The sequence below is a fragment of the Mycobacteroides immunogenum genome (genome assembly GCF_001605725.1).
Classification (GTDB): Bacteria; Actinomycetota; Actinomycetes; order Mycobacteriales; family Mycobacteriaceae; genus Mycobacterium; species Mycobacterium immunogenum.
In genome coordinates this window covers 1,215,951-1,227,799 of record NZ_CP011530.1, presented here as the reverse complement: position 1 = coordinate 1,227,799, position 11,849 = coordinate 1,215,951, and the positions used below count along the sequence as shown (strand labels likewise).

The 11,849-nt window shown below is 65.6% G+C and carries 17 protein-coding genes and 1 tRNA gene; 10 read left to right on the top strand and 8 right to left on the bottom strand.

The features are described 5' to 3' along the window. Positions 1–32: 32 nt before the first annotated feature. Positions 33–1,379 (top strand): diaminopimelate decarboxylase, encoded by a 1,347-nt coding sequence (lysA, locus tag ABG82_RS06115; RefSeq protein WP_043079708.1) that lies wholly within the window; start codon positions 33–35, stop codon positions 1,377–1,379. 21 nt (positions 1,380–1,400) lie between these two features. On the opposite strand, the gene ABG82_RS06110 is transcribed toward lysA, so the two are convergent. The 6 genes from ABG82_RS06110 to ABG82_RS06085 all read right to left on the bottom strand — a co-directional run bounded on the left by ABG82_RS06110 (position 1,401) and on the right by ABG82_RS06085 (position 3,778). Continuing rightward, positions 1,401–1,700, bottom strand: a complete 300-nt coding sequence (locus tag ABG82_RS06110; RefSeq protein WP_043079709.1) for a hypothetical protein — start codon at positions 1,698–1,700, stop codon at positions 1,401–1,403. Positions 1,701–1,794: 94 nt separating this feature from the next. Next, complete coding sequence (locus ABG82_RS06105; RefSeq protein WP_043079733.1) at positions 1,795–2,064, bottom strand: hypothetical protein; 270 nt, start codon at positions 2,062–2,064, stop codon at positions 1,795–1,797. An 83-nt stretch (positions 2,065–2,147) separates the two neighbouring features. Then, complete coding sequence (locus ABG82_RS06100; protein ID WP_043079710.1) at positions 2,148–2,387, bottom strand: hypothetical protein; 240 nt, start codon at positions 2,385–2,387, stop codon at positions 2,148–2,150. 104 nt (positions 2,388–2,491) lie between these two features. Next, positions 2,492–2,788: a hypothetical protein gene (locus ABG82_RS06095; protein ID WP_043079711.1), complete on the bottom strand. Its 297-nt coding sequence runs from the start codon at positions 2,786–2,788 to the stop codon at positions 2,492–2,494. Positions 2,789–2,879: 91 nt separating this feature from the next. Next, the gene (locus ABG82_RS06090; protein ID WP_043079712.1) at positions 2,880–3,107 is read right to left on the bottom strand and encodes a hypothetical protein; all 228 of its coding nucleotides are present in this window, start codon (positions 3,105–3,107) and stop codon (positions 2,880–2,882) included. Between the two features lie 77 nt (positions 3,108–3,184). Continuing rightward, positions 3,185–3,778 carry a TetR/AcrR family transcriptional regulator gene (locus tag ABG82_RS06085; protein WP_005059143.1) on the bottom strand — a complete coding sequence of 198 codons (594 nt, stop codon included), beginning with the start codon at positions 3,776–3,778 and terminating at the stop codon, positions 3,185–3,187. Positions 3,779–3,926: 148 nt separating this feature from the next. Here ABG82_RS06085 and ABG82_RS06080 point away from each other — a divergent pair. The 3 genes from ABG82_RS06080 to ABG82_RS06070 all read left to right on the top strand — a co-directional run bounded on the left by ABG82_RS06080 (position 3,927) and on the right by ABG82_RS06070 (position 6,655). Beyond that, positions 3,927–3,998, top strand: a tRNA-Gln gene (locus ABG82_RS06080). Between the two features lie 16 nt (positions 3,999–4,014). Beyond that, positions 4,015–5,463: a bifunctional UDP-N-acetylglucosamine diphosphorylase/glucosamine-1-phosphate N-acetyltransferase GlmU gene (gene glmU, locus ABG82_RS06075; RefSeq protein ID WP_043079713.1), complete on the top strand. Its 1,449-nt coding sequence runs from the start codon at positions 4,015–4,017 to the stop codon at positions 5,461–5,463. 205 nt (positions 5,464–5,668) lie between these two features. Then, positions 5,669–6,655, top strand: coding sequence for a ribose-phosphate diphosphokinase (locus ABG82_RS06070; RefSeq protein WP_005059141.1), 987 nt, complete (start codon positions 5,669–5,671; stop codon positions 6,653–6,655). A 21-nt stretch (positions 6,656–6,676) separates the two neighbouring features. On the opposite strand, the gene ABG82_RS06065 is transcribed toward ABG82_RS06070, so the two are convergent. After that, the gene (locus ABG82_RS06065; RefSeq protein WP_052511113.1) at positions 6,677–7,021 is read right to left on the bottom strand and encodes a hypothetical protein; all 345 of its coding nucleotides are present in this window, start codon (positions 7,019–7,021) and stop codon (positions 6,677–6,679) included. A 151-nt stretch (positions 7,022–7,172) separates the two neighbouring features. Here ABG82_RS06065 and ABG82_RS29135 point away from each other — a divergent pair, with 151 nt between their 5' ends. The 6 genes from ABG82_RS29135 (at position 7,173) to ABG82_RS06040 (ending at position 11,336) form a co-directional block, all read left to right on the top strand. Then, positions 7,173–7,304, top strand: a complete 132-nt coding sequence (locus ABG82_RS29135; RefSeq protein ID WP_264032104.1) for a hypothetical protein — start codon at positions 7,173–7,175, stop codon at positions 7,302–7,304. Next, entirely contained in the window at positions 7,297–7,941 is a 645-nt protein-coding gene (locus tag ABG82_RS06060; protein WP_043079714.1) for an LpqN/LpqT family lipoprotein, read from the top strand. The genes ABG82_RS29135 and ABG82_RS06060 overlap by 8 nt, the downstream gene beginning before the upstream one ends. A 51-nt stretch (positions 7,942–7,992) precedes the next feature. Beyond that, complete coding sequence (locus ABG82_RS06055; RefSeq protein WP_043079715.1) at positions 7,993–8,877, top strand: oxidoreductase; 885 nt, start codon at positions 7,993–7,995, stop codon at positions 8,875–8,877. A 153-nt stretch (positions 8,878–9,030) separates the two neighbouring features. Beyond that, positions 9,031–9,678, top strand: coding sequence for a 50S ribosomal protein L25/general stress protein Ctc (locus ABG82_RS06050; protein WP_043079716.1), 648 nt, complete (start codon positions 9,031–9,033; stop codon positions 9,676–9,678). Between the two features lie 14 nt (positions 9,679–9,692). After that, positions 9,693–10,283 carry an aminoacyl-tRNA hydrolase gene (gene pth, locus ABG82_RS06045; RefSeq protein ID WP_043079717.1) on the top strand — a complete coding sequence of 197 codons (591 nt, stop codon included), beginning with the start codon at positions 9,693–9,695 and terminating at the stop codon, positions 10,281–10,283. Positions 10,284–10,313: 30 nt separating this feature from the next. Then, complete coding sequence (locus ABG82_RS06040) at positions 10,314–11,336, top strand: beta-ketoacyl-ACP synthase III (protein WP_043079718.1); 1,023 nt, start codon at positions 10,314–10,316, stop codon at positions 11,334–11,336. Between the two features lie 125 nt (positions 11,337–11,461). Here the strand turns inward: ABG82_RS06040 and ABG82_RS06035 are convergent, their stop codons facing one another. Then, a complete protein-coding gene (locus tag ABG82_RS06035; protein WP_043079719.1) occupies positions 11,462–11,848 on the bottom strand; it encodes a hypothetical protein in 387 nt (128 codons plus the stop codon). Between the last annotated feature and the right edge of the window lies 1 nt (position 11,849).

The following is an 11,849-nucleotide window of genomic DNA, read 5'->3' as shown; positions in this document are numbered from 1 at the left end:
GCATGCGGTCGCCACGGGAGCACGGTGGATGCATGACACTTCTGGACCTCCTGCCGTCCTTACACAATGTGGCCCGCCCACGCGTCGACCCGGCCGTATGGCCGGTCACCACACACCTGGATGAGCAGGGCCGGATGTGCGTCGGAGAGACAGTGCTCTCGGAAATCGCCGATCAATTCCACACCCCGGCGTACGTGCTCGACGAGGAGGACTTCCGCCACCGCGCCCGCCGCTACCGGCACACCCTGCGCGAGATCGAGGTCGCCTACGCCAGTAAGGCACTGCTGACCGCCGATGTCGCGCGCTGGGTGGCCCAGGAGGGTCTCTCGCTGGATGTCTGCTCCTCCGGCGAACTGGCCACGGCCCTCGCGGGCGGATTCGATCCGGAACGAATCATCATGCACGGCAATGCCAAGACCCCCGATGAGCTCAGCGATGCCGCCGCCGTCGGCGTGGGCCGGATCGTGGTGGACTCCTACACCGAGATCATGTTCCTGGCGACTCGCCTCAAGAAACGCCAGCGCGTGCTGGTGCGAGTCACCCCCGATATCGATATCCACGGGCATGCGGCGGTGACGACGGGTGTCACCGATCAGAAGTTCGGATTCCCGCTGCACGATGGACACGCCATCGAAGCCGCCCGCCGGGTGCTGGACCAGCCGCTGCTGAACCTCGTCGGCCTGCATTGCCATATCGGATCCCAGGTCACCGACTGCGCGCTGTACGGCGAGACCATCCGCCGCATGATCGCCGCGATGGCCGACATCCGCGCCAAACACGGCGTGATCCTTGGCGAGCTCAACATCGGCGGCGGTCACGGTGTCCCCTACCGTTCGGGCGACCCTGAGCTCGACCTCGCCGAGCTGCGCGACTTCATCGACGATGCCCTGGACGCCGCCTGCGCGGCGGAGCGCTTCCCGCGCCCACGTGTGGTCGTGGAGCCCGGCCGCGCCATCTCCGCGCGTGCGGGCGTGACGCTGTACCGGGTGGTGTCGGTCAAGACCCAGCCCGGCGGCCGCACCTTTGTGGCCGTGGACGGCGGCATGAGCGACAACCCCCGGGTTTCTCTGTACGGCGCGAAATACAGTGTGGCGCTGGCCAACCGGCACCCCTCTGCGCCGCCGCAGCTGGTGACCGTGGCCGGTAGACACTGCGAATCCGGCGACGAAATCGCCCGGGACGTGAACCTGCCGTCCGATGTGCGCCCGGGCGATGTGCTTGCCGTCGCGTGCACCGGTGCGTACCACCACAGCATGGCCTCGTCCTACAACCTGGTCGGCCGTCCGCCCGTGATCGCGGTCCGCGACGGACGCGTACGGGAGTTGGTGCGCCGCGAGACGATTGCCGACCTGCTCTCGCGGGACCGCGGCGCGCGTTAGGCGCGGTGTGCCCGACCCGGCCTAGAGCGCGGCACCGCTCTTGGTCGGGGCAACCGTCAGCGGAGGTGCGGGCATGTGCGCCGTGGGCGTTGAGTGGAGTTCGGCGTCCCCTGGTTCGGAGCAGACCTGCTCACCCGGCTTCGGCGCACTGCACTTTTCATGCGCCCCAGCCGGCGGGACGACTGCGGTGGGCAGCGCACACGCCGGTGCGCCCGGCGCACACGGTGGTTCCGCGTGCGATACGCCGAGCGCCAGCGGCGCACCGACGATGACGCCGGCAGCAACCAGTAGTGCCGCACGTCGGGCCAATACGAACATCATGAGCAGACGATAGGCCGGTTCGTATGGTCAAGGCACTACTTCGCAGCGAATTCACAGCAACGTTCCACCAGACATCGCGCGCACCCGATGGGCGTTAGGGGTGGTTGCGCGCCTCTCCGGGAGCGTTGATCGCCTGCCATGGCGGCATGCCGCTCTGCGGAACCTGCGGCATGACATTCGGATCCGGCCTCGAGTGCAGCTCGGCGTCCTCGTGCACCGGCGCAGGTGTAGTCGGCGCCTGGCACATGGCCGGATCGGCGCACGGCTGCTCTGCTCCCGCCACCGGAATCAGCGCAGCGGGCATAAGGACCAGTGCGGCCGCGCAAGCCGGTGGGACGACCCATCGCATCACTGTTGACGTCACGACGAACACCTCGCCTATCAATCAGCCCCAAGGCCTGATCTTAGGCGCTTTGCGCACGTCACGTAGCTTTTTGCCGGACCGGCTCACAAGTTGTCGGGCCGCACCGGAACGTCCGGGGGTTTCGGCAAGTCGGCGGGGTCGGGCCAGGACCGGAGCTCCGCGTCACCCGAGGTCACGCAAATCTCTGAACCAGTTCGCGGCTGCATGCAGTTGCCATGCCCTCCCCGGGCCGGGCCCGCGGCGAACATCGCATCGGCGTCAACAGGAACGACGACAAACAAACCCATCGCCGCCACCGCCATGGCATACCGAAGGCCAGGCATGGCGCAACACCCCTTTAATTGCTTAGATTTCCTAACAAGTCAAAATTAGGCTCATTAGGATCGGAAAGCAACCACCGAGGTGGCGCGAGCCTGGCCCCCGCCGGCTAGTGACCCATGCCGGGATTGCCGAATACCACCCACGGCGGCTGCTCGGCCTGCGGCACCTCAGGAATCACTGCCGGGTTCGGCGAGGAATGCAGTTCCGCATCGCCGGCACGGGTGCACACCATGTCGTCGGGTCCGCCATTGCAATCCTCGGGATTGGCCGGCGCCGACTGACACATGGCCGGGTCGGCGCATTGCGGCTCAGCGGCGGCAACCGGGGCCAGCGACACGGGCAATGCGCCCAGCGCGGCCGCTGCGGCGCCCACCACAGCCCATCGCACAACTATTGACGTCATGACAAACACCTCACCTTATGGTCAACCCCAACAACTTAAATTCTAGGTGATCGACGCACGTCACGCGCTGGTTCGCCCCGACCGGATCCCGTCACGGGAGCCATATGCCCGAGCCGGTACCACCCACCACAAGCCAGGGCGATGCCTGCGGAACATCGGGGATGAACTGCCGATTCGGCGTGGAATGCAATTCCGCGTTCCCCGGCTTCACGCACACGCGCGCGGTAAACGGACCGCTGCAATTATCTGCGGCCGCGACGGGCGCGCCAACAAGACCGATGGAAAGCGCGGCAGCCACACCCAAGACCAGACGAAACATCCTCACGACCCACCACCTTTACGAACCCTCTGTTAAGTCGAACGGTTCGCGGTGCGCAGATGTTCCGGCGCGAGCGGTCATTCCTCGTGCAGCTGCGGATCAGCCTCCAGATGCTTCAAACCGTGCCAACACAGGTTGACGATATGCGCCGCGACGACTTCCTTTTTGGGCTCGCGCGCGTCGAGCCACCACTGAGCCGTCATCGACACCTGACCCACCAGAGCCTGCGCATACAGCGGCGCCATCTCGGCATCCAGCCCGCGTCGCTGGAAGTCACCCGCGAGAATGCTCGACACCTGGCTGACCGCGTCGTTGAGCAGGCTCGAGTATGTGCCCGAGCTGACGCCGGGCGGCGAGTCCCGGATCAAAATCCGGAAGCCATCGGTGCGATCCTCGATATAACTCAGCAGGGCCAATGCCACCTGCTCAAGCCGCACCCGCGAGCGATAACTCGTCAGCGACGAGGTGATGCCGTCCAGCAGCACCGACATCTCACGATCCACCACCACGGCATACAGCCCCTCCTTGCCGCCGAAGTGCTCGTACACGACAGGCTTGGACACCCCGGCGCGCTGGGCGATCTCTTCGATGGAGGTGGCCTCGTACCCGCGTTCGGCGAACAGCGACCGGGCCACGTCGATCAGTTGGCGGCGACGCTCGGAGCCGGCCATCCGGACTCGCGGAGTCCGCCCCGGGCCATCCGGCCTACTAGGTACCGCCATGTGCCATCACTTTCCTACGACGCGCCGCGCGCAAGCCTGCCGAGTCGCTCGGACAAGCCTTGCTCCGTGGTCGACTACAGTCTTCATTCTGTAACAGTCCGTCGTGGTGTAATCGGCAGCACCTCTGATTTTGGTTCAGATAGTTCAGGTTCGAGTCCTGGCGACGGAGCAGTAGGGAGTAGGAAATGCCAGGCAATACCGCTGGGACCGCAGTAATCGTGCTGGCCGCGGGTGCCGGTACCCGCATGTGTTCGGATATCCCCAAGGTGCTGCATACCCTCGGTGGCCGCTCCATGCTGGCGCACTCGGTGTACGCGGCGGCCAGCGTGAATCCCGAGCATCTGGTGATCGTGCTGGGACACGACCGCGAGCGCATCGCCACCGCCGTCGACATCCTCGCCGAATCACTCGGCCGGCAGATCCAGATCGCCGTGCAGGAACAGCAACTGGGTACCGGACACGCGGTGGCCTGTGGCCTACAGGCATTGCCGGCGGACTTCGCGGGCACGGTTGTCGTCACCTCGGGTGACATCCCCTTGCTGGACGGCGACACCCTCGCGGGGCTGATCGGCAGTCATAAGAGCGAGCCCGCCGCCGCCACCCTGTTGACCACCACGCTGGCCGATCCCACTGGCTACGGGCGCATCCTGCGCACCCAGGACCGCGAGGTCGTCGCGATCGTCGAACAGACCGACGCCACCGAGAGCCAGCGCGCCATCGGCGAGGTCAACGCCGGGGTGTACGCCTTCGACGTCGAGGCACTGCACGCGGCGCTGTCGCGGCTGCGCTCCGACAACGCACAGCACGAGCTCTACCTCACCGATGCCGTCTCGATCATCCGCGAGAGCGGAAAAGTGGTGCACGCCAACCATGTTGACGACAGCGCACTGGTGGCCGGGGTCAATGATCGGGTGCAGCTCTCCGAGCTCGGTGCCGAACTGAACCGCCGGATCATCCGCCATCATCAGCGCAATGGGGTCACCATCGTCGACCCGTCGAGCACCTGGATCGATGTCGATGTCCGGATCGGTCAGGACGCCACCATCGCTCCCGGCACCCAGCTGCATTCGTCGACCGTGATCGGCGGCCATTGCCATATCGGCCCGGACACCACCCTCATCGACGTCACCGTCGGCGACTCGGCGACGGTCATCCGCACCCATGGCCAGGGCTCCACCATCGGCGCGCGATCGGTCATCGGCCCGTTCACCTACCTGCGGCCGGGCACCGTCACCGGCGAGAGCGCCAAACTGGGCGCGTTCGTGGAGGTGAAGAACTCCACGGTAGGCCGGGGCACCAAGGTGCCGCATCTGACGTATGTGGGCGACGCCGATATCGGCGAGCACAGCAACATCGGCGCCTCCAGCGTCTTCGTCAACTACGACGGAGAGACCAAGCGGCGCACCGTCATCGGCTCGCATGTGAAGACCGGTTCGGACACCATGTTCGTGGCACCGGTGACCGTGGGCGACGGCGCGTACACCGGCGCCGGGACCGTCATCCGCGAGGATGTGCCGCCGGGCGCGCTGGCGGTGTCCGCCGGTCCCCAGCGCAACATCGAGGGCTGGGTGGCACAGAAGCGCCCCGGCTCGGACGCGGCCAAGGCCGCCGAGGAAGCATCCAGAGGTTCCTGACCGCCGAGTGTGAGCGCCACGGCGCTGTTTTCGGCGAGTGTGAACGCTGCTGCTCACACTCGGCGAGAACCCGGGTTGGACATCTCACGTTCAAATTCCGGCAACCCCCTCCCAGTCTCGCCGGAAAGGTCCGTACGATTACCCCGACGGGGCGGTACCCGTCAGTAGCCCAAGACCCGACCTACCCAAGAGGACTAGCTGCGCCGTGAGCACCGACTGGACGGACAACCGCAAGAATCTGATGCTGTTCTCGGGTCGTGCGCACCCCGAGCTGGCCGAACAGGTCGCCAAGGAACTCGACGTTCAGGTGACCGCGCAGACCGCTCGCGATTTCGCCAATGGCGAGATCTTCGTGCGTTTCGAGGAGTCGGTGCGCGGCTGTGACGCGTTCGTCCTGCAATCGCATCCGGCCCCGCTGAACACGTGGCTGATGGAACAGCTGATCATGATCGACGCCCTCAAGCGCGGCAGCGCCAAGCGCATCACCGCGATCTTGCCGTTCTACCCCTACGCGCGTCAGGACAAGAAGCATCGCGGCCGCGAGCCCATCTCCGCCCGCCTGGTGGCCGATCTGTACAAGACTGCCGGCGCCGATCGCATCGTGACCGTGGATCTGCACACCGACCAGATTCAGGGATTCTTCGACGGGCCGGTGGACCACATGCGCGCCCAGTCGCTGCTCTGTGGCTACATCGCCGAGCACTACGTGAGCAACGGCGAAGATGTGGTCGTCGTGTCGCCGGACTCCGGCCGCGTGCGCGTCGCTGAGAAATGGGCCGACTCTCTGGGCGGTGTGCCGCTGGCCTTCATCCACAAGACCCGTGACCCCCGAGTACCCAACCAGGTCAAGGCCAACCGCGTCGTCGGCGATGTGACGGGCAAGACCTGTGTCATCACCGACGACATGATCGACACCGGCGGCACCATCGCCGGCGCGGTCGGGCTGCTACACGAAGCCGGCGCCAAGGACGTGGTGATCGCCGCAACCCATGGCGTGCTGTCCGACCCCGCCGCCGAGCGTCTGGCCAACTGCGGCGCCCGCGAGGTGCTGGTCACCAACACCTTGCCCATCGGCGAGGAGAAGCGGTTCCCGCAGCTGACCGTGCTGTCTATCGCACCGCTACTTGCCAGCACCATCCGCGAGGTCTTCGAGAACGGTTCGGTGACAGGGCTTTTCGACGGCAACGCCTAGCCCCGCACCGAACCGGCCGGATTAGACCTCGTCGTTGTCCGACGTCAGGACGGTTCCGCTCTCGTCTCCGGCGCACACCGCACCCGCGTTCTCGCAGCCGGCGCCGGTACCGCTAGCCGGCGACTGGGGAGCGATGTTGTCGGTATCGGTGTCCTCGGGACCCGACACATCTGAGTCGGGACCTTCATCGCCGGGATCACCCGGATTGACAGGCGCAGCGGAGATCACGGCAGCGGGAGCGAGCGGATCAGCCAGCGCGGTCGCCTCCGCGGACCCCAGTCCGACAGCACCGAAAACGACGAGACCAAGCAGGGGCAAGAAACGGTTCGCAACCGAACGGGTTCTTGAAAGTTTCACAAGTAGCATTCAGTAAAGGTACAGGGCTTTCCATGGATGTGGACATGAAAATCTGTGTGCTTTTCAACAGCCAAAACCATTGCGCCAATTGCCCGCCAAGGTTGTCGGGTCGTTCAGCCGATTCTGGCGAACGGGCGTGACAACCCATAGGGTCGGTTCCGTGACCAAAGCACCGCAAGGACCACCGCCCGTCCAGCCAGCAGGGGGTCCCAGCGTGCTACCGACAGTCGGCACCATCCACGAGGTCTTCGAGAATGATTCGGTGACAGCACTTCTCGGCCAGAATGCGTAGCGCCGCGCTGGCCGCAGCGGCCGTGACCGCGTTCGCAGTGATCGGATGCGGGAGCCAAAACCCCGCGCAACCCGCCGGTTCCTCAAGCAGCACGCCAGAATCGACGGCACCCGCCGCCAAGCCTGTATCGATGAATGAGTACCTGCAGAGTGTCGGCATCAAGGTCACCCCGGTGTCTCCGGAGAGCCCGGCCAACGTCCGGATTGACGTGCCGCTGCCGCAGGGGTGGGAGAGCCTCGGCGCACTCGACCCCGCCTATCTGATCGCCGATAAACCCAGCGACGCCGATCAAGGCCGAACCCCCAGCGCGGTGGCCTATCTCATCAAGCTGGAGGGGCCGTTGGACGCCCGCAAGATCATCACCGAGCACGGATTCGCCGACGCTCAGAACACTCAGAACTTCCAGAAGATCGCCTCATCCCTCGACGACTTCCAGGGATACCCGTCGGCCGCCATCGAAGGCACCTACGACAACCAGAACGTACGGGTACACGCATGGAACCGGGATGTCATCGTGCCCGACGGGCCACTGCACTACCTGGTGCAATTCACAGTGACGACAACCGAGGCGCAGGCCTCGGCACTATCCCCGGATGTCGCCGAGCTGACCGGTGGGCTGAAAATTACCAAGCGCTAAGGCCACTCAATCCCTCGACGGTATCGGCCCCGACCGTTAGGGTCAGCTCCCGTGACCAAGTCGACTACCACATGGACCGCCGCCGAGCTGCCGTCGTTCGAGGGCCGCACCGTCATTATCACCGGAGCCAACAGTGGACTCGGACTGGAGACCGCGCGCGAGCTGGCCCGCGTGGGCGCGCACGTCATCATGGCGGTGCGCAACACCGACAAGGGCAACGCCGCCAGGGCCTCGATCACGGGCAGCACCGAGGTGCGCCAGGTCGATGTCGCCAATCTGGCGTCGGTGCGCACCTTCGCCGACACTGTCGAGAGCGCCGACATTCTGGTGAACAACGCCGGCATCATGATGGTGCCGCAGGCCAAAACGGTCGACGGCTTCGAAAGCCAAATTGGCACAAACCATCTCGGCGCGTTCGCGCTCACCAACCTGCTGCTGCCCAAGATCACCGATCGGGTGATCGCTGTCTCCTCTGTCGCGCATCGAGCCGGCAAGATCAACCTGGACGACCTCAACTATGAACGCCGCGGGTACACCCGCGCGGGCGCCTACGGCGCCTCGAAGCTGGCCAACCTGCTGTTCACCAAGGAACTGCAGCGCCGCCTGAGCGCGGCCGGCTCCTCGGTGCGGGCGCTGACCGTCCATCCCGGTGTGGCCGCCACCGAGCTGCAGTCGCACAGCGGCAACCCGATCTTCGAACTCGCCTTGAAGACGGGCAATCTCTTCGCGCAGGATGCCGCCCACGGCGCCCTGCCCACGCTGTATGCCGTGTCCCAGGACCTGCCGGGTGACACGTATATCGGACCGGACGGGCCGTTCGAGGCCAAGGGGCATCCCAAGCCGGTGGGCCGCAGCGGCCGGGCGCAGGACGCCGCGACCGCCAAGGGCCTCTGGCAGCTGTCCGAGCAGCTCACCGGGGTCACCTTCCCTCTCTGATTGGCCTTTGGGGTTCCGGCTCGGCTACCCTGAGCAGGCTGTCACGGCGAGGGTGGGTCTTCCCACCGTTATCGACGGGATCATGGACTTCCTTCCGGAATGCCTGGATGTCCTCCCTGCGCCGTGCCTAACAAGACGCAAGGAGTTGACCAAATGTCCAAGAAGAACGCCCCCACCAGCAATAACCTCGACGTGACCGTCCGCACGGACACCGGCAAGGGTGCCTCGCGCCGCGCTCGTCGCGACGGCCAGGTTCCCGCCGTCCTGTACGGCCACGGCACCACCCCCGAGCACCTGAACCTGCCCGCCCACGACTTCGCCGCCGTGCTGCGCAACTCGGGTACCAATGCGGTGCTGACCCTGAACATCGAGGGACGCGAGCAGCTGGCCCTCACCAAGACCATCGAGATCCACCCGATCCGCCGCAACCTGGTGCACGCCGACCTGCTGGTCGTGCGCAAGGGCGAGAAGGTCACCGTCGAGGTCACCGTGCACGTCGAGGGCGACGCCGCCAGCGGCACCCTGGTGACTCAGGACGCCAACACCCTCGAGATCGAGGCCGAGGCACTGTCGATCCCCGAAAGCCTCACGGTGTCGGTTGAGGGCCTTGAGGCCGGTACCCAGATCACCGCCGGCTCGATCGAGCTGCCCAAGGGCGTCACGCTGATCTCCGACCCGGAGACGCTTGTCGTCAACGTCGTGACCGCGCCGACCGCCGCCGATCTCGAGTCCGATGGTGGCGGCGACGAGGGTGAGGCCCCGGCCGCCGACGAGGCCGCCGAAGGCGCCTCGGAAGAGTAGGCAGCGTAATACCTGTGCCGGATTTGTCCGACGATGCCGTGCTGGTGGTCGGCCTGGGTAACCCCGGGCCGACCTACGCCAAGACGCGGCACAACCTCGGATTCATGGTCGCCGATCTGTTGGCGGCCAAGGACGGCGCAACCTTTAAGCCGCACAAGAAGTCCGGCGCCGAGGCGACAACAATTCGCCTCGGCGGCCGGGCCGTCAATCTGGCCAAGCCCCGCACGTTCATGAACACCTCCGGCCCGCAGGTCGGCGCGCTGGCCAAATTCTTCTCGGTTCCCCCGGGAAACGTCATCGTCATGCACGACGAGCTGGATCTGGATTTCGGCACTGTGCGGCTCAAGCTCGGCGGCGGCGAGGGCGGCCACAACGGCCTGCGCTCCATTTCTCAGTCGCTGGGCACCAAGGACTATCTGCGGGTTCGGTTGGGCGTCGGGCGTCCGCCCGGACGCAAAGACCCGGCGGCCTTTGTGCTGGAGAACTTTGCCAAAGCGGAGACAGAGCATGTTCCACTGCTGTGTGAGCAGGGTGCGGACGCCACTGAGCTGCTGATTCGCCTTGGTCTGGAGGCAGCTCAGAATCAGGTGCATGCCTGGGGTTAGAGCCCTGGATCTGCCCGCTATGGTCTCCTCATGACCGATATCGCAGAGATCACCGGCATCAATAAGATCGGCCTGCTCAGCCTGGGGGCGTACCGCCCCGAACGCGTCGTCACTAACGACGAGATCTGCGAGCACATCGAGTCCTCGGATGAGTGGATCTACACCCGTACCGGCATCAAGACCCGCCGGTTCGCCGCCGCCGACGAATCCGCCCAGACCCTGGCCATCGAGGCCGGGCGCAAGGCGATCGCCAATGCCCTGCTTACCGGCGCTGAGATCGACGCGGTGATCGTCGCGACCAGCACCCATTATTTGCAGACGCCGGCCTCTGCCCCGGCCGTGGCCACCGCGCTGGGCGCCCAAGGGGTCCCGGCTTTCGATCTGTCCGCGGGCTGCGCCGGATTCGGGTATGCCGTGGGCGTCGCGGGTGACATGATCCGCGGCGGTAGCGCCAGCAAGGTACTGGTCATTGGCTCTGAAAAGCTCTCCCCCGCACTGGATATGACCGACCGGGGTAACTGTTTCATCTTCGGCGACGGAGCAGGGGCGGTCGTGGTCGGCGAGACCGCCGAGCAGGGCATCGGCCCGACGGTGTGGGGCAGCGATGGCAGTCAGTCCAACGCCATCCGCCAGGACATCGACTGGATGGACTTCGCGGCGGCGCCCGACCCAGAGGGCCCACGCCCCTATCTGCGCATCGAAGGCACCTCCGTATTCCGCTGGGCGGCCTTCGAAATGGGCAAGGTCGGACAGCGCGCCATGGAGGCCGCCAAGGTGGGACCCGAACAGATCGACGTCTTCGTCCCGCATCAGGCCAACACGCGCATCAACGAGCTGCTGGCCAAGAATCTGCATCTGCGTCCCGACGCGGTGATTGCCAACGACATCGAGCACACCGGCAACACCTCGGCAGCCTCCGTGCCGTTGGCCATGGAGACGCTCCTGTCGACCGGCGCGGCCAAACCGGGCGACCTGGCGCTGCTCATCGGCTACGGCGCGGGGTTGAGCTACGCCGCACAGGTGGTCAGAATGCCGCCGGTGCCGTTCGAGTAAAGCCGCAGGCTCCCCCACTTGGCTGCCCGCATCGCCATATCATCGAGCAGCATGCCGATACCGATTTCGAATTCTGTTGCAGCACTCGATTGTTGAGTAATCTTGGCATGCGCAGCGGCTGGCGCTCACAACACGATGATGTCGTGGACCTCTGAGACATAAAAGACCTTCGGATCACGCCCAGGGGCGCCGTCACCGTTCGCGCCGGTCACTACCACCCACACGTCTTCGAGCGGCCAGGCGTCGCCGAACCAAATCTCTTGCTCGATATCGGTGTCATGCCACACGATTCGCGCGTACTCGCCCCTCTCGGCATCGCTTGAGAGGACCTCGACAATCTGGCCCAGGCGGAATGCGGGGTTCGCGGCGCACGTCTGCACCGCATGCTCCCAACGCTGCTTCTCCGGCAGCGACTCAAGGCGCTGCCGGTATTTGAAAATGGTGAGCCAAAAAGCAAGAGGTGCCCCGAGCACCACCACGCCCCCAAGGACGGGCAGCAGCCACTGAAGCATC

What these genes read in the sequence shown, in the direction of transcription:
- lysA (WP_043079708.1), top strand. Translation starts at nt 33, where the DNA reads ATGACACTTCTGGACCTCCTGCCGTCCTTACACAATGTGGCCCGCCCA.
- ABG82_RS06110 (WP_043079709.1), bottom strand. Translation starts at nt 1,700, where the DNA reads ATGATGTTCGTATTGGCCCGACGTGCGGCACTACTGGTTGCTGCCGGC.
- ABG82_RS06100 (WP_043079710.1), bottom strand. Translation starts at nt 2,387, where the DNA reads ATGCCTGGCCTTCGGTATGCCATGGCGGTGGCGGCGATGGGTTTGTTT.
- ABG82_RS06095 (WP_043079711.1), bottom strand. Translation starts at nt 2,788, where the DNA reads ATGACGTCAATAGTTGTGCGATGGGCTGTGGTGGGCGCCGCAGCGGCC.
- ABG82_RS06090 (WP_043079712.1), bottom strand. Translation starts at nt 3,107, where the DNA reads ATGTTTCGTCTGGTCTTGGGTGTGGCTGCCGCGCTTTCCATCGGTCTT.
- ABG82_RS06085 (WP_005059143.1), bottom strand. Translation starts at nt 3,778, where the DNA reads ATGGCCGGCTCCGAGCGTCGCCGCCAACTGATCGACGTGGCCCGGTCG.
- glmU (WP_043079713.1), top strand. Translation starts at nt 4,015, where the DNA reads ATGCCAGGCAATACCGCTGGGACCGCAGTAATCGTGCTGGCCGCGGGT.
- ABG82_RS06065 (WP_052511113.1), bottom strand. Translation starts at nt 7,021, where the DNA reads ATGCTACTTGTGAAACTTTCAAGAACCCGTTCGGTTGCGAACCGTTTC.
- ABG82_RS06060 (WP_043079714.1), top strand. Translation starts at nt 7,297, where the DNA reads ATGCGTAGCGCCGCGCTGGCCGCAGCGGCCGTGACCGCGTTCGCAGTG.
- ABG82_RS06050 (WP_043079716.1), top strand. Translation starts at nt 9,031, where the DNA reads ATGTCCAAGAAGAACGCCCCCACCAGCAATAACCTCGACGTGACCGTC.
- ABG82_RS06040 (WP_043079718.1), top strand. Translation starts at nt 10,314, where the DNA reads ATGACCGATATCGCAGAGATCACCGGCATCAATAAGATCGGCCTGCTC.
- ABG82_RS06035 (WP_043079719.1), bottom strand. Translation starts at nt 11,848, where the DNA reads ATGCTTCAGTGGCTGCTGCCCGTCCTTGGGGGCGTGGTGGTGCTCGGG.